Origin of the sequence: Shewanella sp. SM29, from assembly GCF_025654245.1 — a bacterium.
GTDB classification, from domain to species: domain Bacteria; phylum Pseudomonadota; class Gammaproteobacteria; order Enterobacterales; family Shewanellaceae; genus Shewanella; species Shewanella oncorhynchi.
The window spans coordinates 1-25292 of sequence record NZ_JAKKRN010000031.1 but is presented as its reverse complement, the minus strand read 5'-3'; the positions used below and the strand labels follow the sequence as shown (position 1 = coordinate 25292).

Below are 25292 nucleotides of genomic sequence, written 5' to 3'. Positions count from 1 at the left end.
TAAAGGTATGAAAATGAATATATTAATGGTACTCACGTCGCATGATAAACTCGGTGATACCGGTTTAAAAACCGGCTTTTGGCTAGAAGAATTCGCCTCACCTTTTTATGTTTTTAAAGATAAAGGTTTTGACATTACCTTAGCCTCACCCCTGGGCGGTCAACCACCTCTCGATCCAAAAAGTGATGAGCCAGACTTTCAGACCGAAGCCACTGCGCGCTTTAGCAAAGATCCTGAGGCTCAAGCACTGCTAGCGAATACCACTCGCTTAAGTGAAATCAATGCAGCCGATTATGATGCGGTTTTTTATCCGGGCGGTCACGGCCCACTGTGGGATCTTGCCGAAGAGAAACATTCTATCGCCTTAATTGAACAGTTTTATCAAGCCAATAAACCCCTAGGGCTCGTATGTCATGCGCCTGCTGCACTGCAGCACCCTAAAACCAGTGATGGTAAGCCATTGGTCAGCGGCAAGCGTGTTACCGGTTTCAGCAACTCTGAAGAAGAAGCCGTGCAACTCACTCATGTCGTGCCATTTTTGGTTGAAGACATGCTGCAGAAAAATGGTGGCAATTATGTCAAAGGTGATGACTGGACAAGCTTTGTCGTCGCAGATGGCCATTTGATCACAGGCCAAAATCCGGGATCATCCGAAGCCGTAGCCGAAACCATAGTTGCGCAATTGAACGCGAGAGGCTAAGCGATAAATACGCGACGCTCAGCTTGAAATGAACAAAGACAGGCGCACAAGTGTGCTAAATGCGTTAAAAAGAGCTGTTGCACCATAATGGTGCGACAGCCAAAATGTACTCTCACTGTCCAAAGGAAAGCCCATGATCACCTTGCACCATCTCAATAAATCACGCTCTAAACGTATCATCTGGTTGCTAGAGGAACTCGGTCAACCCTATGAAATTAAGAGTTATCAACGTGATAGCCAGACTTTTCTCGCGCCACCCGAACTTAAGCAAATTCATCCGTTAGGCAAATCACCCGTTATCGAAATGGACGGTCAAGTGATAGCCGAATCGGGCGCGATCACCGAATATCTTATTGAAAAATATGCGGCGGATACCTTAGCCCCCGCCAGAGACAGCGCAGACTATGTCAGTTATCTGCAATGGCTACACTTTGCCGAAAGCTCAGCCATGCTGCCTTTGTTACTGCGTATGTTCGTGCAAAAGGACGGTTGTAAAACCAATTTCCTTGAAGGTTATGCCGCGACGGAAGTCAGTAAGATTAGTCATTACTTCAATGATATGTTGGCTGATAAAACCTATCTTGTTGCAGACAAGCTCACGGGTGCGGATATCATGATGTCCTTCGTGGTGGAGCTACTGGCTAACAGTGGCGATCTCGCGAAATTTGAACACATTGAACGCTATGCCACTCAATTATCCCAACATGCCGCTTGGGTCAAAGCGAGTGAGATCGAGAAACAACTCGATGCAAGCCTGTAATTGATGGATCGAATTCGGGCACATGTTAGTGCCCGAGCTTAACCCACTTTAACTAACCCCTGTTTCTGCCTCCCCATTTTCTGTCGACTTTATACCTTCTCAGTGGTGACGTCCTTAACCACTTAGCGCAACAAACACCATGATTTTTGATGTAAAAGAGACTAATCTTGATTAACTCTATCTCAAGGCTACAGGGACTTTAGCATGCGTTCACTCACACTCATCGGCTTAGTGCTATTTAGCATGTTAGCGCAAGCGACTGTTTATAAATGGGTCGATAAAGATGGCAAAGTCCATTACTCCGATGAGCCGCAGCCAAATGCCCAAGTCGTTGAGCTAAAAGATAAGACCTTAAATCAAATTGCCCTTCCTCTGCCCAAAACAGACTTAAACAGCTCAAATCAAGCAATTGAATCTATTAAATATCAAGTCAATATTACCTCTCCGACCGAAGAGGAAACCGTCAGAGATAACAATGGCGATTTCGACGTCGTTGCGACTATCACCCCAGAGCTAAAAAGTCAGTATTTGATGGCCCTCAAGCTCGATGGCAACCCCATAGGTCAGCCACAAATTGGCGGTACCTTCAAACTCAAAAACATCGACCGAGGTGAACATACCTTAGTCGTTGACGCTTTGACTCAAAACGGCAAAGTCTTTGCATCAAGTTCACCAAGAAAGATATTTCTTCATCAAGCAGCTAAGCGTTAATGTCACTATTTGTATAGTAAAAGTTAGTATAAAAACTTTAAATACATGAAGTTAGATTAACTCCTCCTGACTAAACCGTTTGATGAAGACAAGTTGCAGCTTGCACCAGATTGGTGCACCATAGTGGTGCAACCCTATTTCTAGGAACGGTCGATGGATAAAGAGACACTGCTCAATCATTTAGTTACCGCTGTACTTGTCATAGATAAGGATCTCAAGCCTTGTTATGCCAACGCAGCAGCAGAGCAATTATTAGGTGTTGGTAGCCATAGACTCGTAGAACAAACTTTGCCTGAGCACTATCAAATCCTCGGTGTCGACGCCAAGCTATTAATGGATGCAGTAACAGCCGGCCAAGGCTTAACGGTCAATACGGCAGCACTAGTCACGCTCGATGGCCAACATCATACCGTTGATTTAACCCTTATTCCCCTCGATGACGAGGCTGAACTCAGCCTGCTCGAACTGCGCCAAGTTGACCAACAAAGACGCATTCATCAGCAACTGAGTCAAGATGCACAGCAACAAGCGGCGCAGTTTTTGGTGCGCAACTTAGCCCATGAAATCAAGAATCCTTTAGGCGGCCTTCGCGGTGCGGCACAGCTATTATCGCGGGAGCTGGATGATCCGGCGCTGAAGGAATTCACTACGCTCATCATAGAGCAGGCCGATCGGCTGCGTAATTTAGTGGACCGTCTGCTCGGCCCCCAAAGGCCGACACAGCACAGTCTGCACAACATCCATCAAGTGGTGCAAAAGGTCTATAAGTTAGTTGAAATGGCGCTGCCCGCTAACATCCAGCTCAAACGGGATTACGATCCATCCATTCCCGATATCGAGATGGATCCTGACCAAATGCAGCAAGCTGTGCTGAACATTTTACAAAATGCGGTGCAGGCGCTTGAACATACGGGCGGCGAAATTTTGATCCGCACTCGCACTCAACACCAAGTTACCATAGGCTCACAGCGCCACAAGCTAGTGTTAACCCTATCGATTATCGACAACGGCCCCGGTATACCGCCTGAGCTAATGGACACATTATTTTATCCCATGGTGACAAGCCGTGAGCAAGGTTCAGGTTTAGGCCTCTCGATTGCCCATAATATTGCCCGTTTACACTCGGGAAGGATCGATTGCCTCTCCAGCGCAGGGCACACAGAATTTATCATTTCATTACCGATTTTAAGCGCTAAATAATTTCGACAGTACCTACCCATACCGTATGAGGAAGCAAGATGCGAATTAGTGAACAAGTGTGGATCCTCGACGATGACAGCTCGATACGCTGGGTACTCGAAAAGGCACTGCAAGGTGCTAAGCTCAGCACCGCCAGCTTTGCCGCCGCCGAATCCCTGTGGCAGGCATTAGAAATATCGCAACCGCACGTGATAGTGTCGGATATCCGTATGCCCGGCACGGATGGTTTAAGCCTACTCGAACGATTGCAGGTGCATTATCCCCATATTCCCGTGATCATTATGACAGCGCACTCAGACTTAGACAGTGCAGTGAGTGCCTATCAAGCGGGCGCATTTGAGTATCTGCCTAAACCCTTCGACATCGATGAGGCTATCTCTCTGGTTGAGCGCGCACTTACCCATGCCACTGAACAGAGCCCTGCACCCGCGCAAGAAACCCAAGTCAAAACACCCGAAATCATAGGTGAAGCGCCAGCGATGCAGGAAGTGTTTCGCGCCATAGGCAGACTTTCACGCTCATCCATCAGCGTGCTGATCAATGGGCAATCGGGTACGGGAAAAGAGTTAGTGGCAGGTGCGTTACACAAACACAGCCCACGTAAAGACAAGCCATTTATCGCGCTGAACATGGCTGCGATCCCTAAGGATTTAATCGAATCTGAGCTATTCGGCCACGAAAAAGGTGCCTTCACTGGCGCAGCCAATGTGCGCCAAGGTCGCTTCGAACAAGCAAACGGTGGCACGCTCTTTTTAGATGAAATCGGCGATATGCCATTAGACGTACAAACACGGTTACTCAGAGTGCTCGCCGATGGCCAGTTCTACCGCGTCGGAGGTCATAATGCGGTACAAGTCGATGTGCGTATCATAGCGGCGACCCACCAAGATCTTGAATTATTAGTACAAAAAGGTGGCTTTAGAGAGGACTTGTTCCATCGCCTCAACGTGATCCGTGTGCACTTGCCGCCACTATCACAAAGACGGGAAGACATTCCCCAGCTCGCTACCCATTTTCTCGCCTCTGCAGCAAAGGAAATTGGCGTGGAAACTAAGATCATGACCAAGGAGACTGCGGTAAAACTCTCCCAATTACCTTGGCCCGGTAATGTCCGACAACTCGAAAACACCTGTCGTTGGTTAACCGTAATGGCATCGGGGCAAGAAATTTTACCCCAAGATTTACCGCCAGAATTACTGAAAGACCCTGTGAGTGTCACCCACACGGCGAAAGGCAGCCAAGATTGGCAATCGGCACTGACTGAGTGGATAGACCAAAAACTCTCGGAAGGAAACAGCGATCTGTTAACTGAGGTGCAGCCCGCATTCGAGCGCATACTGCTAGAAACTGCGCTGCGCCATACTCAAGGCCATAAACAGGAAGCGGCGAAACGTTTAGGCTGGGGACGAAATACCTTAACGCGGAAATTAAAAGAACTGTCGATGGATTGAGTAGATAAAATAACGTTCTCATCAAGGCTAACTATACAAACGCATTAACCTTAAGCAACAAAAAAGGGATATTCACATATCCCTTTTTTATATCTAGATTGTGCTAACTAACATGACGACCACTAGCCCAAGCAGAATTAGAACTGATAATGCAGACCCACAGCAAACTGTTTAATATCAGTGTCGATATCTATAGAGTTGTGACGATCTGCTTCTAGATCACCCGTAGTCACATCGTAGCTTACGCGGATATTTAAGTGCTCTGTTACCGCCGCATTAACGCCAACACCATAGGTCCAACCGAAACCGGTGAAGTCTTCATCATCGGAGCCGTCATCAATCACCAGCGCCATAGAAGCGATGCCCACTTTCGCATAAGCAGAGAAGATATCATTGATTTGTGCGGTAAATTTAGGCGTGAAGCTTAATGCGCCTGCACCTATATCAACATCTCTGTCGCCAAGATCTCCAGTGGCGAACAGGTTAGCTTCTAAACCAAACCACTCATTGAAGTTGTAACCACCGTAAATGCCAAAGCCAGTACCCGACTCTGATTCATCTAAAACATCGACAGTCACTTTATTGAGGGCTCCGCCCACATAAAAGCCAGTTGTGTCGGTTGCAGCAGAGACTTGAGTCGCCACAAATGCAGATAATAAAGCAGCGGCAACAATTGATAATTTTTTCATCATAATTCCCTAATGATTTAACGAAAGTATTAAACGGCGTGGATATTACAATAAGCAGATCTGGGGTGTCATCGTTTAAATGAGCAAAATACTAGCCGTACAGCATTTATTCAGCTTGAGTCGAAAACGAAAGCTATAGTTGATATTTATAGAGGGAAATCATTCTCACTTTAGACATTATCTTTTTATATCTAAAATCATTAACGGCTTTAACTTAGCACCCGCAACAATCCTATAAAACTTGCATATAGCCAACGGATGAGGGAACGACGCCTTCTCACATCCAAACATTCGGATACGACAACTCTGCCAGACGCCACACAAGTAATACGTGTACGCCAAAGAAATAATGGCCAGACATGGACTCGATAAGCTTGGTTAGCAATGTCGAGATCAATTTTCTGCGGTAGGTAATAAAGATGTTTACGCAGGACTAACTGACTCCAAGCCCCCGCTATCACAGGAGATACGGTACTATCCGCTTGATTTACTATCGAAGGTTTCTGTTCCATCAGGAGCATGATTTCTGTATTCATAGGAATGCTAATGTCAGAAATCACAGATTCGGCTATCAACTCAAAGCGAGTCGATAGCCTATGATAGCGGCATATCAATCGAGTGGAATGATCCCATCTGTGACTTTGCTTCTGCATCCATGCCATAGCTTGCCCTTAATTTATGTTTCGTTTACATCAGGTTTAACCGGATCTTGGTGAATAATCACCTCAGCATCTTCGAAGGCGGCTTTGACTCTTATCCCTGTTGTATCGGCAATATTGTGGGCTTCATTCAAACTCAAATTGCCATCGAGTTCTAAATGAAATTGAATAAAAACAGTTTTGCCTGCTTGACGAGTGCGTAAATCATGCAGCCCTTGCACCCGTGGATCTTCCATCGCGATTTGCGTGATTTGCTGGCGAGTTTCTTCGTCTAGCTCTCTGTCTAACAAGGCTTGAATTGAGCGATAACCTAAGCCAAAGGCTTGATGACCAATATAAAATGCAATCATTACCGCAAATAAACCGTCAGCCCACCACCAACCGTATTGCGCTAAGACTAGTGCCAACAATACCGCACCATTAAGGAATAAATCTGATTTATAGTGCAGCGAATCAGCTTCAACCACAGTACTTTTTGTCGCCGCTAATGCGCGTTTCTGCAACATGACTAAAGCTAACGTCATCACAATCGCTATGATAGAAACAACTACACCTATGGTGGCATTTTCAACCGGAACAGGTGTTAATAGACGCTCGCCACCATAGAACAGTAATAAAAATGCGGAGCCCATAATAAAGGCGGATTGCGCTAGAGATGCTAACGGCTCAGCCTTACCATGGCCATATCTGTGGTCATGATCCGGCGGCACAAGCGCGTAACGAATGGCAATAAAATTGATAATAGAAGCGAGAGCATCGGCAAAGGAATCCGTCAAAGATGCCAACATACTGGCAGAGCCGGAATAAAGCCAAGCGAACATCTTGATAAGAATAAGGATCAAAGCGGTAGCCACGGAAGCGCGGCTAGCCAGTTTGACCCAAAAATCGTATTGGGAAGTTTGAGTCATAAGGGATCTATCTTGGGAAGCTATGACCCTATTGTATATCAGCTAAGACGCTTAACCGCGAGGTTCTTTACCAGCTTGTGCTTCAAATCGCGCTTTAAACTTAGCTTGCTGCTCTGGTGTCAGCAGATTAAATATTTGATTATGCAGCTTCATACGTTCAATGGCTTGAGTTTGACGCTGCTCTTGCTGCTCACTCATCAGTGCCTTTGCTTGTGTTTCATCAAAACTAGGCGCGGTAATTAAGGCCTGCATCTCAGTGCGATGTGCCAAACGTTCCTCTTTCGTTGGACGATTATCAGCGCGCGTGGCTTTCTGATCGGCAAACAACTTTTTGACGTCAGCTTTCTGGGCATCCGTTAAATCGAGCCCTTCAAACATACGATGCATGCCACCATGGTCCATATGTCGGCCGCCATGTTCCATGCGGTCGCCTTTATGGAATTCAGATTTAGAGAAGTCGCAGCCAGCATCCTTAGGTGCTGCATTAACTGCCGTCGCGAAAACCGCAGAACTCGCTAGAATGGCAAACAGGCTCGCTTTCAAAGGTGATAATGTTTTCATAGTGTTAACCTCGATGGTTCAACTTTAATATGGCAAGTAATAAGACACAGTGACGACCCTTTTAAGCCGAGTCACTTTCGACCCTGCCAGTCTAAACCCCTATATGTAAGTGAGGACGTTGCCTGAGTAAATCACTGTAAAGTTGCGGCAATAACTCTATTCTTTACTTTGGCTTACATTGCTACACAGCAATTGACATCAAAACAGGTATACTCAGCCAAAGCGCTAAAAGTGCCTATGATAAACTGGCACACGAGGCCACATTACAGAGATTAAGGAACAGTATGAGTCGGATATTATTAATCGATGACGATCTGGGTTTATCTGAGCTACTAGGGCAACTGCTCGAGTTAGAAGGGTTTCAATTAACCTTGGCCTACGACGGTAAACAAGGTTTAGATCTGGCACTGACTGCAGATTACGATCTGATCCTACTCGATGTAATGCTACCTAAATTAAACGGTTTTGAAGTGCTACGCGCACTGCGCCAACATAAACAAACCCCAGTATTAATGTTGACCGCCCGCGGCGATGAAATCGATCGCGTAGTTGGGCTTGAGATAGGCGCCGACGATTACCTGCCAAAACCATTTAATGACAGAGAATTAATTGCCCGTATCCGCGCCATTATTCGTCGTTCGAACTTAACAACCCAAGAAATCCATGCCGCGCCCGCCCAAGAGTTTGGCGATCTGCGCTTAGATCCATCGCGCCAAGAAGCTTACTGTAATGAGCAATTAATCATACTCACAGGCACTGAATTCACTCTACTGCACACCCTAGCACTACACGCTGGAGAGTTGATGAACAAGGAAGAGCTAAACGAGAAAGTGCTCGGCAAAAAACTCATGCCCTTCGATCGCAGCTTGGACATGCATTTATCGAATCTACGTAAAAAACTCCCCGAGCGTAGCGATGGTCGGCCAAGGGTGAAAACCATCCGTGGCAAAGGTTATATTTGGCTTCCATAACGGCGGTATCGACTGTGCCTAATCGTTTATTTATCAAATTATTGCTCGGATTTTGGCTTTGCAGCTCGCTAATAATTGCCTTAGTGGGTCTGCTACCATTGCTGCAACAAAATCACGACCGTGCGCCACTGCCACCTCACCTTGAAAAAGTCCTATCGACGATAGCTAAGCGCATTCAAGAAAACCCCGCCCTACTGGAATCCGATTTTCTTCGGCGCTGGGAAAGACACAGAGACATGGAAGGCAAACCTCTGCGGGTCTATCTTGTCAACAGCCAAGGCCAAGTGATCAACACCCATAGGGTGAGTCGCGGTGTACGCAGCTTTATGCTGATGGCAGATGAAGAAAAACAACCGATTAGCCATCAGTTTAAAGATGAGCTGGTGTTTGGTCCCTATCAATTTAATCTGGGCGCTGAAACCTATTCACTTTATGGTCGCCTACCAGATAACCATCCACGGCCTTGGTTCTTCTTCTTCGCCGAAAATAAGTTATTAACCTTAAGCCTAGCGATTTTCCTTTCGGGATTATTATGTGGCTTGCTCGCGTGGCATTTAGGTAAGGCATTAAATTCACTTAAAAAGAGTGCTAATGCCCTCGCAGAGGGCGACTTAAGTCACCGAGTCGATAAGTCCACCACTCAGCGCAACGATGAAATTGGTCAGCTCGCCACGGCTTTTAACAGCATGGCCGACTCCATCGAAGCTATGGTTAATAATCAGCAGCGGCTCATGGGGGATATTTCCCATGAACTACGCACCCCATTGACGCGGCTACAGTTATCCCTTGCCCTCGCCCGTAAAAAAGGTCAGCAGACCACCGAAACGGAACGCATAGGTTATGAAGCTGAGCAACTCGAAAAACTTATCAGTGAATTGTTAGAGCTCTCGCGGGTCAAGCTCAGTACTAACGAAACTAAAGTACATTTAGGCTTGGCCGAATCCCTGAGCCAAGTATTGGACGATGCGGAATTTGAAGCAGAACAGCAAGGTAAAAGCATTACTATCGATATCGATGAAGAAATTGAGTTAGCGCATTTTCCTAAATCACTTTCCCGCGCGATTGAAAACCTGCTGCGTAACGCGATCCGTTATGCCGCAAGCGATATTCACCTGCAGGCGAGTGCGACGGCTGATCAAGTACAAATTACCATAAAAGACGATGGACCTGGCATAGATGCCGCCGAACTCGATGCCATTTTTAAACCTTTCTACCGCCCCGACTCGGCAAGACAGAGAGAAAGTGGCGGCTGGGGACTTGGGCTGGCAATCACTGAAGCGGCGATTACCGCCCACAAAGGTAAGATTAAAGCCGAGAACCGTATACCAACGGGCCTTAAAGTGACGATTACACTGCCGAAATAGCCGATATGAAGAACAAGTACAGGAGGCAGAACTAATTAGTCGTAATTGGCAACACCTCAGTGTTGCCATCGTGTTAAAACGTAGGAAACGGGATTACAGCTTAACTAATACACGTCCAGTGACTTGGCCTTGGATAATTTTATTCGCGAAATCAGGCACCTCTGCCAGTGATATCTGCTGACAAGCTTGCTGATAAAAATGTTCGGGTAGTGCTTTAATCACAGCTTCCCACGCCGCTTTTCGCTTCTCAAATGGACAAGAAACGGAGTCGATTCCCAGTAGGCTAACACCCCGTAAAATAAACGGCATAACGGTTGTAGGTAATGCAAAACCGCCCGCTAAACCACAGATAGCGGCTGCACCACCGTATTGCATTTGCGCTAATGCTTTGGCGAGGATCTTGTTGCCAACGGTATCGACCACACCCGCCCAGCGCTGCGCCTCAAGCGGCTTAGCATCTTGTTCAAGCTCACTGCGATCAATCACTTCTGCGGCGCCAAGCTCCTTCAATAAAGGCGCATTCTGTTCAACTCGACCACTGCAGGCGACCACACGATAGCCAGCATTGGCGAGCAAAGTCACCGCCACAGAACCCACACCACCACTGGCACCTGTGACAAGAATATCCCCACTTTGCGGTGTTATCCCAGCCTGTTGCAGCGCTTGCACGCACAACATAGCCGTAAGCCCGGCCGTACCTATCATCATGGATTTAGCGGCATCACAACCTTGCGGCATGGGCACTAGCCAGTCGGCTTTAACTCGCGCTTTTTGCGCCATACCACCCCAGTGGTTTTCGCCCACGCCCCAGCCCGTCAAAATCACCTGATCGCCAACTTGGTATCTTGCATCCGTCGATTCGCGCACCACGCCCGCAAAATCGATGCCTGGTACCATAGGAAACTGACGAATGATTTTGCCAGCACCAGTAACAGCTAAACCATCTTTATAATTCAGCGAGGAATAGGCGACATCAACCAAGACTTCCCCTTCTGGCAAATCAGCTTCTGTGATTTGTGAAACTTGAGCAAACGTACGTTTATCTTCTTGCGTCAGTAGTAAGGCATCAAACATAAATCGCTCTCCGAAGGCCAAACCGTATTAAACGATATTCAAAAAGTTACCATAAAAGGCATAGACATCATTAACAAGCAGACTTATTGCTAATAGTAAATGCTGAGATCTAAACAGATTAAAGATAATGACCAAGAGTGATCGAGCGCAAGAGATGGCAAGATCTAGCGTCTTTATTGCTTTAAACTCGCCTGCTGTAAAGCGCCGCTTTGACCCCAGTAGCGGGCAAACTCAGTCAAGGTCATTCCGGCATTATTCGTTAGGTTCGCATCGCATTCTTTCGCGTATAGCCGCTTTACGATAGTGAATTCGGCCTTAATCACAGCGCCCATCATTGCCGTATTACCACGCTTATCTTGCAAACAAGCATTAGCACCATGCTCAAGCAATAAATCCGTTGCAGCCTCTTGGCCGTTATAAGCCGCCACCATTAGCGCGGTATAGGTTTGACTATTTCTCTGGTCAATAGGGAAGCCCGCATCGAGAAAATGCTCAAGCACTGTGATATCGCCGGTACGCGCTGCAGCAAAAAAGTAGTCCACCAGCAATTGTACTTGTGCGGTATCGGGCTCGTCCGTTTGACTCACAGTTGCGGGTGTCTGAGCCGAACCGGCCCCCATTGCCACCGACATACTCAGGGCCACAATAATCAATAATAAGATAGCAATAGTGTGTTTCATCAATGGCTTCCAGCACAGCTAAAATAGAGATTTAAACAATAAGAGGTGACGAAATGCCCGCAAGACGCCCTCTTAAACTGGGCAGAAAAGAGCTTGTTTACGTCTTGCGGGACTTACTGGGTTCGGACTGTTAACGCGCAAATCTCTGCGACCCAAACTGTCCTAAAAATAACGACATCAGATTGAACGCTGTTTAACCTCGGCCAGATCACCCTTTACGGCCTTGGTTAAACGCTCGCCAAACTCTGGGTCTGCACGATAAAAGTGACTGAGCATCTGATGTTTCACATTGGTATCGTTCACTTTGCCTAAGTCACCGGCCAAGTTAGTGATCAGATCTGCTCTATCTTGCTTGCTCAAGCTGCGATAAAATACGCCCGCTTGGCTAAAGTTATCCTGCTTGCTAATAGCCGTTTGTTGCACAGTCCCCGTCAGCGCAGTTGTTACCGCACGATAACGATTATCTTCGGCCAAGGCTAAATGTACGCTCGGTTGATAGTTCACATCGGACTGGGTATGCCCCATATTGCCCGCACCTTCTTGGTTGTGGTTTGCCACCGCCACTAAGGGTTTATTAATCGGCAATTGCGACAAATTCGCGCCGAGTCGATACAGCTGAGTATCGGCGTAGGAGAACATGCGGCCTTGCAGTAATCTGTCTTCCGAAGGCTCAATCCCTGGGATCAAATTCGATGGCGCAAATGCCGCTTGCTCAGTCTCTTGGAAGAAGTTTGCAGGCATGCGGTTCAGCGTCATAGTGCCCACTTTTTGTTCTGGCACATCTAGCCACACCTTAGTGGCGTCTAACGGGTTGTAATCAAACTTATTAAGCTCAGTCGGGTCGAGTAATTGAACGTACAGATCCCACTTAGGATAGTTACCCTTGTTGATCTCACTATAAAGATCATCGGTTAAATGGTTAAAGTTTTGCCCTTGGACTTTAACCACTTCATCGGGACGTAAGCCTTTAACACCTTGCAGACTCTTCCAGTTAAATTTCACGTATTTAACTTGGTTATCTCGATTCACAAATTTGTACGCATGCACACCGAAACCGTCCATTTCACGATAACTGGCAGGTACACCTAAGTTACTGTAAACCTGAGTCAACATATGGGTTGAACCCGCTTCGTGACTGAAAAAATCGAAGAAACGATTCGGATCTTGCATATTAGTCACTGGCGATGGTTTGAGTGAATGCACCATGTCAGGAAACTTGACCGCATCGCGAATGAAGAATACGGGTAAGTTATTACCTACTAAGTCCCAGTTACCTTGGTCCGAATAAAATTTGGTCGCAAACCCACGGGGATCACGCAGCGTTTCTGGCGAACCTTTCGAGTGGATCACGGTAGAAAAGCGCACAAATACGGGCGTCACTTTACCTTTTTGTGCAAAGGGTGCCGCTTGGGTTAGGTTACTAAAATCGCCACTCGATACAAACTCACCATGAACACCTGTGCCTCTGGCGTGGACGACACGCTCAGGAATACGTTCACGGGCAAAGCGTTGTAGCTTCTGGATAAGCTGCACATCTTGCAATAACACGCTGCCATTACTGCCCGCTGTGGCCGAGTTTTGGTTATCACCCACAGGTGCACCATTGTCACGTGTCAGGGTATTTGTTGGTAAAGTTTGAGCCTGTACATTCAATGTCAGACCCATAGAAATAATTAAAAGGCTTTTAGTAAGATGCATAACAGTTCCTCTTCTATGCATAACGCCAAGCTCTTTTCTGCCTGCCCGCAGTATAGTTCTGAATTTGTAATTAGAAGAAACGATCTTTATCGATTATACGAATCAATAAAACCTATTAGACATAAATTGGCAACAACAAAAAGTCACATTGTCAGATACTGAAGCTAGAGATTGTTGACTAAAACCCCTCGGTTTTAGTCTATTGCGAAGTGGATAAACGTGGGGTGATTAAGAGATATTTAGCGATTGATTGAGCTTCACAACAAGAGCCGTAAGCTAGCATTAATCCTTAAGCCCCATCTGTTTTAATCGACGGTACAAGGCATTACGGCTGATCCCTAAGCGTTTAGCGCATTGGCTCACATTGCCATTACAGGCCTGAAATGCCTGCAGCACATTGCTATAAATCGCCTCATTTAGGGAATCCGATTGAACCTGTGTGACATTCGGCTCCACTGCGAACTTACCACTTGGCAGGGGTGATGCAGAAGGTTGACCACTTACCTCTTTAAATTCTTCACATAAAGATGCAGCTTGTAACAGGTCTCCTTTTAACGGCTCGCATGTGAGTTTGGCCGCCAGATAATCGGGTAAATGTTGCCAATTGAGGGTATTGTCCCCTTCTGCCATCAAGCAAGCGACTTGCATGAGGTTATCCAGCTCACGCAAATTCCCCGGCCAGTCGTATTGCATCATTTTCCCTAACAGTTCTGGGCAGATATCCTGCGCGGCGATACGATGTTTACGGTGTAATTTGTGGATAATACGCTCGATATCCAGCCGCTCCCGCAGCGCAGGCAAGCGCACTTGCAAGCCATTGAGTCGGTAGAACAGATCCTGTCGAAACAGCCCTTGAGCCACCTGTTGTTCTAATTCCATATGGGTTGCGGCAATGATTTGGATATCGACTTTAAAGCTTTGATTACTGCCAACGGGTACCACTTCGCGCTCTTGCAATACTCTGAGTAAACGACTCTGGGCCGCCAGCGGCATTTCACCGATCTCATCTAAAAATAAAAAGCCGCCGTGGGCTTGGCGAATTTTACCGATAAATCCAGTGCGGTTTGCCCCAGTAAAAGCGCCTGCCTGATAACCAAAAAGTTCAGATTCGACTAATTCAGCGGGCAATGCGGCGCAGTTCACTGCCACTAAAGGCTCGGTGCGACGCGCACTCTGGGCATGGAGCTTTTTAACAAACTGCTCTTTACCGACGCCCGTTTCTCCGAGCACTAACAGCGGAATTTGCTTGGTGATCACCTTATTGGCATGTTGCCATGCGCGCTCAAGTTGAGGATCGCGAAACCGCACCCCCAATTGATTGAGCGATTTATTGCTAATCGCAACTCGACCCTTAGCGCTGGGAATATTTAAGGATTGAGTCTGTAAATGCAAAGCTAAATGTTGATTAAAGCCACCCGCACGGCTCCAATTATCGCCTAAGTACTGTTCGACGGCATCGCCCACCTTGGCATGATTAAGCAATTGTTTCGCCATGGGATTACAACCCACGATGCGACCATCACTATCGGCAATCACTATGCCCTGCCAACCCGAATTCAACAGATTTGGCTGCGCCGCTAAATCGATTCGATAATGACTATCGGGCAGATGGCACAAAAGCGCGGTCTCGACCTGCTGCGCCAAACTGGACACTAACATCAGCGTCTGCTGGGTGTGCCTTTGCTGCTCGCTGGTGATATCAATCACCCCGAGCATCTCACCTTGGGGGGAAAATATAGGGCAAGCAGTGCAACTCATAAAACGATTCTGGCGAATAAAATGTTGCTCACCCACTACAGATACGGCTTGTTTGGCGGTAAGTGCCGTCCCTATCGCATTGGTGCCCTTGTGCTGCTCAAGCCAATTCACCCCAATATCCAGAGCTACATTCGCCAGTTTTGTGGAGTAACGGCTCACGCCCCAATGCCTGAGCACATAACCCTCGGCATCGCTGAGCAAGAGTCGGCTATTAGAATGCGCCATCAACTGATTGAACAAGGGCAAGGCATGAGATTGTACTAATGCTATGAGCATCTGATATTGCTCATGTTTCTGCTTTAGTTCGCAGGCATCGAGCCTTAGCTCCTGGGGTAACTGAAATTCTGACAAGCCAGCGCCAATGCTGCGCTGCCACGAATCGGCCAACCACGCCTGTGTCGATGGTAAATGCGGTTTAACTGCCATAGCCGTGCTCCCCAGAGCTGTGTTCCGTTTCGGCACAATTGCTGTGTGCCACTCAATGACAAAGTAACCACAGGACACACTTCTCTCCCTGAGTGCCCATACTTATTCAAATCTGCAAAATTAGCTTTTCATCATACTGTTAGCACAACAAGTGTACAACTCCTGCCAGTTTGGCACTCTCCTTGCGATGCACCCTTGGTATGCAAGCCTCAGGTGTTGCATAAGAGAACACTAAGTCAATCAATAGGATTGGCTTAAAGCAAAACGAAAATATTTAAAAAGGCATCCAGCAGAGATGCATCAACAAGACTCCCTTGCTGAAGCCAAGAGCGTAAAAATCGCCAACGCCCAGCATGCCATCCACAAGAAGGAATGATTCTATGATTTATGCTCAACCCGGAACCGCAGGCGCAATCGTTAACTTCAAAGAAAAATACGCCAACTTTATCGGCGGAAAATGGGTCGCCCCAGTCAATGGCAAATACTTCGACAATCGCTCCCCCGTGAATGGCCAAAATTTTTGCCAAATCCCACGCTCCGATGCCCAAGATATTGAATTAGCATTAGATGCAGCCCACGCAGCGAAAGAAGCATGGGGTAAAACCTCAGTCACCGAGCGCTCAAACCTGTTACTGCGCATTGCCGATCGGGTCGAACAAAATCTCGAATACTTAGCCGTCGCCGAAACCTGGGAAAACGGTAAAGCGGTGCGTGAAACCTTAAATGCCGATTTGCCCTTATTCGTCGATCACTTCCGCTACTTTGCCGGTTGCATCCGCGCACAGGAAGGCAGCGCCGCCGATATCGACGGCAACACAGTCAGCTATCACTTCCCAGAGCCTTTGGGCGTGGTCGGGCAGATCATTCCTTGGAACTTCCCGCTCTTGATGGCGGCATGGAAAATCGCTCCTGCGCTGGCGGCGGGTAACTGTGTGGTACTCAAGCCTGCGGAGCAGACGCCAGTCTCGATTCTGGTCTTGCTCGAGCTGATTGAAGACCTATTACCCGCGGGTATTCTTAACGTAGTCAACGGCTTTGGCGCCGAAGCAGGACAAGCTTTGGCCACCAGCAAACGCATCGCTAAATTGGCCTTTACGGGCTCCACCGAAATTGGCTATCACATTTTAAAATGCGCCGCCGAATCCTTAATTCCATCGACCGTTGAGCTTGGCGGTAAGTCGCCTAACGTGTTTTTTGCCGATGTGATGGACCATGAGGACGAATATTTAAATAAAGCCGTCGAAGGTATGTTGTTGGCCTTCTTTAACCAAGGTGAAGTCTGTACCTGCCCATCTCGGGTGCTAGTCCAAGAATCGATTTTCGAGCGCTTTATCGAAAAAGTGCTCGCCCGTGCGCAAACCATTAAGCAAGGCGATCCCTTGGATACCGACACTCAAGTTGGCGCTCAAGCCTCTAAAGAACAGTTCGATAAAATCTTAAGTTACTTAGCCATAGGTAAGGCTGAAGGTGCAGAAGTGCTACTGGGCGGCACACTTTGCCAACTCGATGGAGGCCAAAGCGAAGGTTATTACATCAGCCCGACGATTATGAAAGGCCACAATAAGATGCGTATCTTCCAAGAGGAGATCTTCGGCCCCGTCATTTCGGTCACCACCTTTAAAGATGAAGCCGAAGCCTTAGCGATCGCGAACGATACTGAGTACGGCCTAGGTGCTGGTGTGTGGACACGGGACATGAACACGGCTCAACGTATGGGACGTGGCATTCAAGCTGGCCGCGTGTGGATTAACTGTTACCACGCCTATCCTGCCCATGCCGCCTTTGGTGGATACAAAAAATCCGGCATTGGCCGCGAAACCCATAAAATGATGCTCAACCACTATCAAAATACCAAGAATCTCTTGGTGAGTTACGATGTTAATCCTTTAGGTTTCTTCTAAGGTTTTTGGGGCTCAAACAAGCTGATGTGAGGAAGCTTTTATTAGGTTTTTAAACGTCTTTGCAAGCAAGCTTATAAAACTTTCCGCATGAGTAATCGATACAAGTGATAAACATGAAAGGGCGAATAGCCCTTTCTTTTTTAACTGAATTTAATTCAAACCTCACTCAGTTTATATTATCAATCCGCGCTAAACGCTGAGCTAATTCAGCAAGAGATGAGGCTGTTTGTGGATCGCTTTGGGGATCGACAACTTCAACCAGTTTAAGTTTTGGCTGAAAAGGTAACCAAGAACTGCCCGTTGTCATCACTAAATCCAGCACAAACTGACCGTAATAGTGCAATCTCAGTCGGTTATCCGTCATAGGCCAATGGGCATAAAGCAGAAAAGAATCGTACATTTGCGCCAAAGAGGTTGTCGCAATGAGCTGAAACCCTTCATCAAGCAGACTAAACTCGGTCGATTCTTCGAAGGGACAATCGAAAGAAGTGATGACCAAATACCCCAAGGTTTTATTGGGTAAAACGCAGCGGTATTGGCCTTCAATCACTAGGCCTGCAATAAAAGTGTGAGTAGGTTTACCATTGAAATACAAGGGTATTTTCAGTGGATTAGGCTCAAACCCATCGGCATGCTCTGTTAGCAGTGAAAACCCCGTTATCGGCTGCATCCCTTACCCCACTTAGCTCGCCTACCTATCTCGCCTACCTATCCGCGAAAACACACGTCACGCGGCTCTTGCGGATTCAAATCACTAGGACTGACGGCTTTTCCAATAACAGCCCAGTAAGATCAAATAGCCGACAAAATACGCCACGAGATCAAGTGGATCAAAATGGCTACCTATCACTATTCGCGCCAAGCGATTTCCGCCCAAGCCCAGCTTATCGACTAAGCCCCAATATTGGCCAAACTCGATGGCAAAGGCAAACAGCAATACCGCCAACGCCAGCCAAGGCGTTTGAAAAAAGCGTTTAATACCCTCGTCTTTACTATTGGCTACCAGATTGACTACTGGGGGTACAACAACGCGCACCATGCAAAACAGTAAGATCACCACCAATACATCGCCCACAAAACCACGGATAAAACCCGCAGGTGCATATAAGGCGATTAAGACTTCGGTCAAAAATAATAAAACGGCATAAATACAAAAGGATTTACGACTCGAATTGCGGCTGATGAAAGCGCGCATAACGGCGGTAGACATAAATAAGTTAATCCCTTCACTCAGTTGAGATGGCAGAATTTACCGTAATACCAATAGGTTAACAAGTGAGTTTTCGTTGACATTTAAGACTCGCCACACGAGCAAGCGCACCACTCACCCCCATCAATTAGATAAATGTTTGCGCCTCAAAATTTAAGCGAGGTTTAAGTTTGGGTTAAGTAGCCTACACCTAAACCCACTTAGGAGCGTCACACCATGTCATCAAACACACTGCAAACCATCAAAGTCTGGGACCTGTTGATCCGCATATTCCATTGGTCACTCGTCGGCTTTTTTACCTTAGCCTACCTCACTGAAGGCGAAGACGAGTGGATGACCATCCACAGTTACGCAGGTTATAGCATCTTAATTTTACTGGTGTTTCGCCTGCTGTGGGGCGTGATGGGTACCCACAATGCGCGCTTTAGCAACTTTATCACTCGCCCTAAAGAAGTACTGGTGTACCTCAAAGGACTCGTCACAGGCAAAGCCAAAGACTACATAGGCCATAACCCCGCAGGGGCAATGATGATAGTGGCCTTGATTGCCAGCATAGCCATCACGGGATTCTCAGGCATGGCGCTGTACGCCACCGACGGACACGGCCCATTAGCTACGAGCTTTTTCGCCACTTGGCCCGAAGGCGCCATAAAAGAAGTCCATGAATTCTTTGCCAACTTCACCGTGTTCCTTGTGGTCATCCATGTTGGCGGCGTCATCGTCAGCAGCCTGTTACACAAAGAAAACTTAGTCAGAGCCATGGTCACGGGCAAGAAACAACGCCCTGTGGAACAAAAAGATTAATCCATTAGCCATTTTGCTTAGCAATAAGATATCCAGCCCAAAAGGAATGCCCTATGAACAGATTAACCAGACACACGAATAAAAGTCGCCTTGCTATCGTCGCAATTTCCACCTTGCTGCTGACTAGCCTTAGCGTTAGCGCCGTCAACAGTAAAGTGCAAAGCCTGCCACTTAGCGCCGAGCGCATCGGCACGCAACTGCAACGCTATCAAGCCCAAGGCGCAGGACCCTTTAGCGCCGCCGCAGGACAAAAGCTTTGGCTACAGGACATGGACGGTCGCAGCTGCGCCAGTTGCCATACCGCCAAAGTCACCGACATGGGCATGCACCAAAATACCCGTAAACCCATTGACCCTATGGCGCCGTCGATTACCGCAGATCGGTTAACCGACTCAGCCAAAATCGAGAAATGGTTTACCCGTAACTGTAACTGGACCTTTAAACGCGACTGCACGCCGCAGGAAAAAGGCGATGCCTTACTCTGGTTAAGCCTGCAATAACCGCCAAATGTCGACCGTATCACTCATTCAATTAGCTCATTTAATTAGATCAATTAATTTCAATACCTTCCACAGAAGGTAACGGCACAAAAAGGAAGATGTCATGACTCAACAAGCACACCCTATTAGCTGGCTCCTCGGCTCATCACTCACAGCCGCGGCATTAGCCATTGGCGTTATCGGCATCAGCCTAACCTTAACTGGCACAGGCTATGCGGACGATGGCCGCGAGCTCAGCCGCGCCATTCCACAGAATGCGGAATACACGGCGGAATGTGGTAGCTGCCACATGGCTTATCCCGCAAACTTACTCCCCGCCGACAAGTGGCGCGCCATTACCGCAAATCTTGATAATCACTTTGGTGACAACGCCAGTCTAGAACCTCAAGTCACTGCCAGAATTGAGGAATATCTGGTTCAACATGCAGCGCAAAATGGTAAGGTGATGAAAAACAGCACGCCGCTGCTCGTAGGTTCTGGGCCGCAGAAGATCACAGAACAGGCATTTTTTATTCGCAAACACGATGAGATCCCAAGACGTATGGTGCAAGATAACCCCAAAGTCGGCTCATTCAGTCAATGCAGCAATTGTCACAACCTCGCAGAAAAGGGCATATTCGATGAAGATACCGTTAATATTCCTGGCTTTGGCCGTTGGGATGATTAGCAGCCCCAGCTGCAATGCCCACGACGATGACCTTTCAAACAAGGTGGTCGTGTGGGTTAAGGAGGGCAAAGTTTTGCCCTTCGACACCATAATGCAACGCTATGAATCACGCCTGCAGGGACGGTTACTCGATCTCGAAGTCGAGCAAAAACATGGAAGGATCATCTACGAGCTCGAAATCCTTCGTGACGATGGCATAGTGTATGAAATCAAGATTGACGCCAAAACCGGCGAGTGGCTAAAGGAAAAGGTCGACTGATGCGTTTGCTATTAATTGAAGATGATACCGATCTGGTCGCGCGCCTCATTCCCGCCCTCAACAAGGCGGGTTATACCGTCGAGCACGCCGATAACGGTATTGATGGCGCCTTTTTAGGCGAAGAAGAAAACTTCGAAGCCGTGATCCTCGATCTCGGTTTACCCGGCAAACCCGGTTTACAAGTCCTCGGCCAATGGCGACAAAAAGGCTTAGCCATGCCAGTGCTGATCCTCACCGCACGTGATGCGTGGCACGAGCGGGTCGATGGCCTCAAGGCGGGTGCCGATGATTACCTCGGCAAGCCTTTTCACATTGAAGAACTACTCGCAAGGCTCGAAGTGTTGATCCGCCGCCACTTTGGCCGTGCCGACAATGTGTTGCAGCATGCAGGCGTCTCCCTCGATGTCGACAAACAAGCCGTCACTAATGTTGATGGTGCAGTGATAGAACTGACTAAGATTGAATATCGTCTGCTGCATTACTTAATGGTCAATCCCAGCAAAATCGTCTCTAAGTCAGAGCTCAGTGAACGCATTTACGAAGAAGATCAAATCAAAGACAGCAATGTCATCGAAGTGTACGTCAACCGCCTGCGCCAACGCTTAGGCAAGGATTATATCGAAACCCGCCGCGGCCAAGGTTATCGACTCAAGGAGTAAAGGCGTGTATTCACTCAAGGGTTATCTGACGCGCAATCTGCTGATCACGCTCACCTTTGCCATGGTGCTGTTATTGTATTTTCTATACCAAGGCATCCAAATATTAACCCAAGACTTTGTCGCTTCGCGTCTACAACACGATGCCGACAGCCTGATCTCCGCCCTGAATCATAATCCCGATGGTACATGGGCGCTCACCACAGACCGCTTGCCCAATGTGTACCACAGGGTTAATTCTGGGCATTATTTTGCGATTCAAATCGGCGAGCAAACTCTGCGTTCACGCTCCCTATTCGACCATAACGTGAACATGCCTAAACTGACCGCTGGTGAGCAACACCAAGCCACTGAGTTTGTCAGCAAAGAGCATTGGCTGATGTTCAGTCAGGCCGTTATCAAAGATGATCAATTAGTTACCCTGTGGGTGACAGAAGATATTAGCTCGCTTGAACAAACCCAAGTGCAGTTTTTAGCCTTTGCCAGCGCAGCCGTGTTGCTCACGATTGTCATTCTATTAATAGCACAGTATCAATTACTTAAACGCGGTTTTAAACCCTTAGAGCAGATGCCAGAAGCTATCCGGCAAATGCGCACCCAAGGGCAAGAAATCAATCCTGACCAAGTGCCAAGCGAGATAGTCCCACTGATCGAAGAGATAGATCGTTTAGTCAATCAATTGGGCCAGCGAGTACAACGCTCCCGTAATGCCTTGGGTAACTTAGCCCACGAAATGAAACGTCCGTTACAAGGGCTGCAGTCCTACCTAGAAAGCCTTCCACTAGAACAGCGGAGCGAGGGCAGCAAGGTGCTCGCAAACCTGCACCACATCATCGAGAGAGAGCTTAAGCGCACTAAGATTGTCGGCCTGTCCACTCCAGGGCGTTATACCGTACTCGATGACGATCTTGCGCCGCTGATTCAAGTAATGCAGCGCATTTACCCAGACCGCATTATTCACAGCCATTACACGAGCGGCTTAGTAATGCCGTTTGATCGGGATGACTTACTCGAACTCTTAGGCAACTTGCTGGATAATGCCTGCAAGCATGGCCGCAAGAACATTGAGATCCGTATAGTGCATCAAACGGCTCCCACCGCAGGTTATGGGATCATAGTCAGCGATGATGGCGAAGGCGTCTCTGATGCCGCATTGTCGATTATCATCGAGCGCGGCATTAGGCTAGATGAAAGCATTCAAGGCAACGGCTTAGGATTATCAATCTGTAAAGATATCGTCGACAGTTATCAGGGCGAACTCAGCTTTAGCCACGCACAACAAGGTGGACTCGAAGCCAGCGTATTTCTGCCGATCCCAAGTTAAGCGGTATACTCAGCCAAACCGTGCTTAATTAATCCTGCCGCCAAATCATTCAGACCAGCGAACGGACTTAATTATTCGTGCCACTATGTCGCACCATTAAGCCCTTTGCATAACACAAGTCCAGAGATTTATATGAAAGTTATCGACCTAAAATCGGCCCCGCAGCACATTCCACAGCTGGCACAATGGCATCATCAAGAATGGGCACATTTAAGTTCTGCGGACGCCACAGTCACCACACTCATTGAGCAGATGAGCGAGTACCTTACTGACGCCGCCATCCCCAAGATGTTTATCTGCGAACAGGCAAATCAAGTGATGGGATCATCTTCATTAATCGTCGCAGATATGGACAGCCGAACTGACTTAAGCCCGTGGCTCGCCAATGTGTATGTGAATGCAGACCATCGAAATAAAGGATTAGGTAAGTTGCTAGTCAATGCCGTCATTGAGCATGCTAGAGCGATTGGTTTACAGAAAATCTATTTATTTACTGCAGATAAAGCCGATTTTTATCGAGCGCTGGGTTGGTCAATGATTTCACATGAAGATTATAAAGGCGAGATGGTCACGATAATGGAGTATGAATTGAGTCAGCAAAGTTGCTAAGTTAAGAGAGCAAGCTTCACGACGGACGTCGTGAAGCTGTACATGCGGGCTAAATATCTAAATGTGATATCCAATACTTAGCGACAAGCCAATGGCTTTAGTCAATTTCAATATCCACACCGAAACGATTGGATAGTTGGCGTTGCTCGTGCAGAATTTCAATTCGGCGGCGAGTGTCTTGGGTCAACTTGTCTTTGAGACGCAAACCACTGGTAATGGCGGCTTTTTTGGCTTTCTTGCTCTTCATCGGTAAATCAGTTGTCGTTGCATCCGTAGGACTCTCGACGGCTTGAGATTCGATAGACATAGCTAACTCCTTTAATTAGAACCTTAAATAGGCTCTTCCAGTAAATCCCTGCTCAAAACGAACAAACAGGTCATCTTTATAATGAGTCAATTCGCCATTCACTATTTAAGTAATAGATAATTTGGCGACTCATAAACTTACGGCCCATATCATTCACCTAAGCCAACAAGATTAAATACATGCTGATAGGATGAAGACGATCGAGACATAAGGTCGAAATGAAAAACTGAGTATTGATTTACTTCATCGACGCAACAGAACCCTAACGAGTCCTAAATTTTCCGGCGACAAAGCGGCATAACATAGGTAGAGAAAGAACAGGTAGTAATGCAGAAAGGTTGGTAAGCTCGAGCGGCAAAGCGCTGCTGCGCAACAATTAGGCTACGCAACAGTACTACATCTAGCCTAGATTTACGACTTATATGGCATAGCGCCGAGGTAATCTTTCTTGCCAATTTCAACACCGTTGTGGCGCAAAATCGCGTAGGCTGTTGTTACATGGAAGTAAATGTTCGGAATAGCGTGCTCAATGGCAAACTCATAACCTGTAAGATATTTTCCTTCCCATCGTGGTTGTGAGACATGGATCGTGGCCGCATTAGCAAAATCATCCGCTTTAAACGTCGCTAAATAATCCAAAACCGAGCTAATACGCGCTTGCAACTCAGCCAGCGTCGTCTCGCTATCATCATGCTTTGGTACTGTATCTAAGTTATCAGTCAAACGTGCTACGCCAATTTTGGCAGTATCGCAGGCAATTTGAACTTGGCGAATAAGATTGAATTGATCCGGCGCTAAACGTGAGTTTAATAGAACCGCCATATCAACTTTCTTGAGGTTTGCGAAGCATTCGCCTTTTTCAAGAATAACGCTTAAATTTTTCAGCATCTTGCTAAATTGTACAACCGTTAAATCATAAAGCATGGCATAGACCTCATTGATGGACGCTACAAAACTGCAGCACTTAAGACGATCTTGGGGCAAATTACTCAATTTCAATCATTCTTGGAATTTAAGTGTCTGCTTAATAATAAATACTTCAATATAAACGATATTAAGTCAATTAGGACAAGAAAAAGATAGACGTTACCAGTAGGGATAGAGCGTCAGCTACAAGCTAAGAGATTAAAATTATCTCGGACTGATCCGAATAACAATAACGTACACTCGTAGGAATTGGGATGGCCGAGTATGAGGATAACCATGTACTTCGAGCCCGAAGCATTAGCGTCACTGACACGAATTATCCACGACGCCATAACGAAAAAAGCCTCATCTTTCGATGAGGCTTATCTCTTAATGTTGGCGGAGCGGACGGGACTCGAACCCGCGACCCCCGGCGTGACAGGCCGGTATTCTAACCAACTGAACTACCGCTCCTTTAGCTTAACGTCTACACGTTAACCTAAATTAGGCGCTTGGCGATGACCTACTCTCACATGGGG

Annotated in this window: 27 protein-coding genes and 1 tRNA gene; 15 read left to right on the top strand and 13 right to left on the bottom strand. The window is 47.2% G+C overall.

The genetic code is table 11. From position 1 onward, the window contains the following. Positions 1–7: 7 nt before the first annotated feature. The 5 genes from L5L77_RS17885 (at position 8) to glnG (ending at position 4822) form a co-directional block, all read left to right on the top strand. Positions 8–700: a type 1 glutamine amidotransferase domain-containing protein gene (locus L5L77_RS17885; RefSeq protein WP_263193027.1), complete on the top strand. Its 693-nt coding sequence runs from the start codon at positions 8–10 to the stop codon at positions 698–700. 133 nt (positions 701–833) lie between these two features. Then, positions 834–1460, top strand: coding sequence for a glutathione S-transferase family protein (locus L5L77_RS17880; RefSeq protein WP_131525136.1), 627 nt, complete (start codon positions 834–836; stop codon positions 1458–1460). A 204-nt stretch (positions 1461–1664) separates the two neighbouring features. Continuing rightward, positions 1665–2171: a DUF4124 domain-containing protein gene (locus L5L77_RS17875; protein WP_263140863.1), complete on the top strand. Its 507-nt coding sequence runs from the start codon at positions 1665–1667 to the stop codon at positions 2169–2171. A gap of 153 nt (positions 2172–2324) precedes the next feature. After that, complete coding sequence (gene glnL, locus L5L77_RS17870) at positions 2325–3371, top strand: nitrogen regulation protein NR(II) (protein ID WP_105251067.1); 1047 nt, start codon at positions 2325–2327, stop codon at positions 3369–3371. 38 nt (positions 3372–3409) lie between these two features. Continuing rightward, the gene (glnG, locus tag L5L77_RS17865; protein ID WP_198572483.1) at positions 3410–4822 is read left to right on the top strand and encodes a nitrogen regulation protein NR(I); all 1413 of its coding nucleotides are present in this window, start codon (positions 3410–3412) and stop codon (positions 4820–4822) included. Between the two features lie 137 nt (positions 4823–4959). Here glnG and L5L77_RS17860 read toward each other — a convergent pair whose 3' ends face one another. The 4 genes from L5L77_RS17860 to L5L77_RS17845 all read right to left on the bottom strand — a co-directional run bounded on the left by L5L77_RS17860 (position 4960) and on the right by L5L77_RS17845 (position 7639). Then, on the bottom strand, positions 4960–5511 hold the full coding sequence (locus L5L77_RS17860) for a porin family protein (RefSeq protein ID WP_263169682.1): 552 nt from the start codon (positions 5509–5511) through the stop codon (positions 4960–4962). A gap of 209 nt (positions 5512–5720) precedes the next feature. Further along, a complete protein-coding gene (locus L5L77_RS17855; protein WP_263169679.1) occupies positions 5721–6173 on the bottom strand; it encodes a hypothetical protein in 453 nt (150 codons plus the stop codon). A 14-nt stretch (positions 6174–6187) separates the two neighbouring features. Further along, positions 6188–7078: a cation diffusion facilitator family transporter gene (locus tag L5L77_RS17850; RefSeq protein WP_219251314.1), complete on the bottom strand. Its 891-nt coding sequence runs from the start codon at positions 7076–7078 to the stop codon at positions 6188–6190. Between the two features lie 51 nt (positions 7079–7129). Continuing rightward, positions 7130–7639, bottom strand: a complete 510-nt coding sequence (locus L5L77_RS17845; RefSeq protein ID WP_263169678.1) for a Spy/CpxP family protein refolding chaperone — start codon at positions 7637–7639, stop codon at positions 7130–7132. 284 nt (positions 7640–7923) lie between these two features. On the opposite strand from L5L77_RS17845, the gene L5L77_RS17840 reads away from it, so the two are divergent. Further along, on the top strand, positions 7924–8610 hold the full coding sequence (locus tag L5L77_RS17840; RefSeq protein WP_105251061.1) for a response regulator: 687 nt from the start codon (positions 7924–7926) through the stop codon (positions 8608–8610). 14 nt (positions 8611–8624) lie between these two features. Next, positions 8625–9974 carry an ATP-binding protein gene (locus L5L77_RS17835; protein WP_113941371.1) on the top strand — a complete coding sequence of 450 codons (1350 nt, stop codon included), beginning with the start codon at positions 8625–8627 and terminating at the stop codon, positions 9972–9974. A 93-nt stretch (positions 9975–10067) separates the two neighbouring features. On the opposite strand, the gene L5L77_RS17830 is transcribed toward L5L77_RS17835, so the two are convergent. The 4 genes from L5L77_RS17830 to L5L77_RS17815 all read right to left on the bottom strand — a co-directional run bounded on the left by L5L77_RS17830 (position 10068) and on the right by L5L77_RS17815 (position 15610). After that, entirely contained in the window at positions 10068–11048 is a 981-nt protein-coding gene (locus L5L77_RS17830; RefSeq protein ID WP_263164923.1) for an MDR family oxidoreductase, read from the bottom strand. A 173-nt stretch (positions 11049–11221) separates the two neighbouring features. Further along, positions 11222–11728 (bottom strand): ankyrin repeat domain-containing protein, encoded by a 507-nt coding sequence (locus tag L5L77_RS17825; protein ID WP_263164920.1) that lies wholly within the window; start codon positions 11726–11728, stop codon positions 11222–11224. Between the two features lie 177 nt (positions 11729–11905). Continuing rightward, the gene (locus L5L77_RS17820; RefSeq protein ID WP_317629655.1) at positions 11906–13426 is read right to left on the bottom strand and encodes a catalase; all 1521 of its coding nucleotides are present in this window, start codon (positions 13424–13426) and stop codon (positions 11906–11908) included. Between the two features lie 282 nt (positions 13427–13708). Beyond that, the gene (locus L5L77_RS17815) at positions 13709–15610 is read right to left on the bottom strand and encodes a sigma-54-dependent Fis family transcriptional regulator (RefSeq protein WP_263164919.1); all 1902 of its coding nucleotides are present in this window, start codon (positions 15608–15610) and stop codon (positions 13709–13711) included. Between the two features lie 380 nt (positions 15611–15990). Between L5L77_RS17815 and L5L77_RS17810 the strand changes: the two genes are divergently transcribed. Further along, the gene (locus tag L5L77_RS17810) at positions 15991–17511 is read left to right on the top strand and encodes an aldehyde dehydrogenase family protein (protein ID WP_263164917.1); all 1521 of its coding nucleotides are present in this window, start codon (positions 15991–15993) and stop codon (positions 17509–17511) included. Positions 17512–17677: 166 nt separating this feature from the next. On the opposite strand, the gene L5L77_RS17805 is transcribed toward L5L77_RS17810, so the two are convergent. Together L5L77_RS17805 and L5L77_RS17800 are read right to left on the bottom strand one after the other, a co-directional pair. Beyond that, positions 17678–18181, bottom strand: coding sequence for a hypothetical protein (locus L5L77_RS17805; RefSeq protein ID WP_263164915.1), 504 nt, complete (start codon positions 18179–18181; stop codon positions 17678–17680). Positions 18182–18265: 84 nt separating this feature from the next. Continuing rightward, a complete protein-coding gene (locus tag L5L77_RS17800; protein WP_263164914.1) occupies positions 18266–18721 on the bottom strand; it encodes a DUF2809 domain-containing protein in 456 nt (151 codons plus the stop codon). 216 nt (positions 18722–18937) lie between these two features. Here L5L77_RS17800 and L5L77_RS17795 point away from each other — a divergent pair, with 216 nt between their 5' ends. The 7 genes from L5L77_RS17795 (at position 18938) to L5L77_RS17765 (ending at position 23540) form a co-directional block, all read left to right on the top strand. Beyond that, positions 18938–19525, top strand: coding sequence for a cytochrome b/b6 domain-containing protein (locus tag L5L77_RS17795; RefSeq protein WP_263193025.1), 588 nt, complete (start codon positions 18938–18940; stop codon positions 19523–19525). Positions 19526–19578: 53 nt separating this feature from the next. Further along, entirely contained in the window at positions 19579–20025 is a 447-nt protein-coding gene (locus L5L77_RS17790) for a DUF1924 domain-containing protein (RefSeq protein ID WP_263186285.1), read from the top strand. 103 nt (positions 20026–20128) lie between these two features. Then, the gene (locus tag L5L77_RS17785) at positions 20129–20692 is read left to right on the top strand and encodes a diheme cytochrome c (protein ID WP_263186283.1); all 564 of its coding nucleotides are present in this window, start codon (positions 20129–20131) and stop codon (positions 20690–20692) included. Then, positions 20685–20951 (top strand): PepSY domain-containing protein, encoded by a 267-nt coding sequence (locus L5L77_RS17780; protein ID WP_263186281.1) that lies wholly within the window; start codon positions 20685–20687, stop codon positions 20949–20951. Before L5L77_RS17785 ends, L5L77_RS17780 begins: the two co-directional genes overlap by 8 nt. After that, positions 20951–21610, top strand: coding sequence for a response regulator transcription factor (locus L5L77_RS17775; protein ID WP_011787606.1), 660 nt, complete (start codon positions 20951–20953; stop codon positions 21608–21610). The genes L5L77_RS17780 and L5L77_RS17775 overlap by 1 nt, the downstream gene beginning before the upstream one ends. A gap of 4 nt (positions 21611–21614) precedes the next feature. Beyond that, complete coding sequence (locus L5L77_RS17770; protein WP_263186280.1) at positions 21615–22931, top strand: sensor histidine kinase; 1317 nt, start codon at positions 21615–21617, stop codon at positions 22929–22931. Between the two features lie 132 nt (positions 22932–23063). After that, positions 23064–23540, top strand: coding sequence for a GNAT family N-acetyltransferase (locus L5L77_RS17765; RefSeq protein ID WP_263186278.1), 477 nt, complete (start codon positions 23064–23066; stop codon positions 23538–23540). A gap of 97 nt (positions 23541–23637) precedes the next feature. Here L5L77_RS17765 and L5L77_RS17760 read toward each other — a convergent pair whose 3' ends face one another. The 3 genes from L5L77_RS17760 to L5L77_RS17750 form a co-directional block, all read right to left on the bottom strand. Continuing rightward, entirely contained in the window at positions 23638–23847 is a 210-nt protein-coding gene (locus L5L77_RS17760) for a hypothetical protein (protein ID WP_105251048.1), read from the bottom strand. Positions 23848–24258: 411 nt separating this feature from the next. Further along, the gene (locus L5L77_RS17755; RefSeq protein ID WP_063885021.1) at positions 24259–24771 is read right to left on the bottom strand and encodes a DUF1993 family protein; all 513 of its coding nucleotides are present in this window, start codon (positions 24769–24771) and stop codon (positions 24259–24261) included. A 379-nt stretch (positions 24772–25150) separates the two neighbouring features. Continuing rightward, positions 25151–25227: transfer RNA gene (locus tag L5L77_RS17750), tRNA-Asp, on the bottom strand. Positions 25228–25292: the final 65 nt, after the last annotated feature.

Bases quoted from the DNA above. Each gene is read 5' to 3' on its own strand.
- L5L77_RS17815 (WP_263164919.1), bottom strand. From the start codon at position 15,610: ATGGCAGTTAAACCGCATTTACCATCGACACAGGCGTGGTTGGCCGAT.
- L5L77_RS17850 (WP_219251314.1), bottom strand. From the start codon at position 7,078: ATGACTCAAACTTCCCAATACGATTTTTGGGTCAAACTGGCTAGCCGC.
- L5L77_RS17840 (WP_105251061.1), top strand. From the start codon at position 7,924: ATGAGTCGGATATTATTAATCGATGACGATCTGGGTTTATCTGAGCTA.
- L5L77_RS17880 (WP_131525136.1), top strand. From the start codon at position 834: ATGATCACCTTGCACCATCTCAATAAATCACGCTCTAAACGTATCATC.
- L5L77_RS17780 (WP_263186281.1), top strand. From the start codon at position 20,685: ATGATTAGCAGCCCCAGCTGCAATGCCCACGACGATGACCTTTCAAAC.
- L5L77_RS17800 (WP_263164914.1), bottom strand. From the start codon at position 18,721: ATGTCTACCGCCGTTATGCGCGCTTTCATCAGCCGCAATTCGAGTCGT.
- L5L77_RS17810 (WP_263164917.1), top strand. From the start codon at position 15,991: ATGATTTATGCTCAACCCGGAACCGCAGGCGCAATCGTTAACTTCAAA.
- L5L77_RS17760 (WP_105251048.1), bottom strand. From the start codon at position 23,847: ATGTCTATCGAATCTCAAGCCGTCGAGAGTCCTACGGATGCAACGACA.
- L5L77_RS17775 (WP_011787606.1), top strand. From the start codon at position 20,951: ATGCGTTTGCTATTAATTGAAGATGATACCGATCTGGTCGCGCGCCTC.
- glnL (WP_105251067.1), top strand. From the start codon at position 2,325: ATGGATAAAGAGACACTGCTCAATCATTTAGTTACCGCTGTACTTGTC.
- L5L77_RS17875 (WP_263140863.1), top strand. From the start codon at position 1,665: ATGCGTTCACTCACACTCATCGGCTTAGTGCTATTTAGCATGTTAGCG.
- L5L77_RS17795 (WP_263193025.1), top strand. From the start codon at position 18,938: ATGTCATCAAACACACTGCAAACCATCAAAGTCTGGGACCTGTTGATC.
- L5L77_RS17805 (WP_263164915.1), bottom strand. From the start codon at position 18,181: ATGCAGCCGATAACGGGGTTTTCACTGCTAACAGAGCATGCCGATGGG.
- L5L77_RS17825 (WP_263164920.1), bottom strand. From the start codon at position 11,728: ATGAAACACACTATTGCTATCTTATTATTGATTATTGTGGCCCTGAGT.
- L5L77_RS17785 (WP_263186283.1), top strand. From the start codon at position 20,129: ATGACTCAACAAGCACACCCTATTAGCTGGCTCCTCGGCTCATCACTC.
- glnG (WP_198572483.1), top strand. From the start codon at position 3,410: ATGCGAATTAGTGAACAAGTGTGGATCCTCGACGATGACAGCTCGATA.
- L5L77_RS17860 (WP_263169682.1), bottom strand. From the start codon at position 5,511: ATGAAAAAATTATCAATTGTTGCCGCTGCTTTATTATCTGCATTTGTG.
- L5L77_RS17845 (WP_263169678.1), bottom strand. From the start codon at position 7,639: ATGAAAACATTATCACCTTTGAAAGCGAGCCTGTTTGCCATTCTAGCG.
- L5L77_RS17820 (WP_317629655.1), bottom strand. From the start codon at position 13,426: ATGCATCTTACTAAAAGCCTTTTAATTATTTCTATGGGTCTGACATTG.
- L5L77_RS17765 (WP_263186278.1), top strand. From the start codon at position 23,064: ATGAAAGTTATCGACCTAAAATCGGCCCCGCAGCACATTCCACAGCTG.
- L5L77_RS17885 (WP_263193027.1), top strand. From the start codon at position 8: ATGAAAATGAATATATTAATGGTACTCACGTCGCATGATAAACTCGGT.
- L5L77_RS17790 (WP_263186285.1), top strand. From the start codon at position 19,579: ATGAACAGATTAACCAGACACACGAATAAAAGTCGCCTTGCTATCGTC.
- L5L77_RS17755 (WP_063885021.1), bottom strand. From the start codon at position 24,771: ATGCTTTATGATTTAACGGTTGTACAATTTAGCAAGATGCTGAAAAAT.
- L5L77_RS17830 (WP_263164923.1), bottom strand. From the start codon at position 11,048: ATGTTTGATGCCTTACTACTGACGCAAGAAGATAAACGTACGTTTGCT.
- L5L77_RS17855 (WP_263169679.1), bottom strand. From the start codon at position 6,173: ATGGCATGGATGCAGAAGCAAAGTCACAGATGGGATCATTCCACTCGA.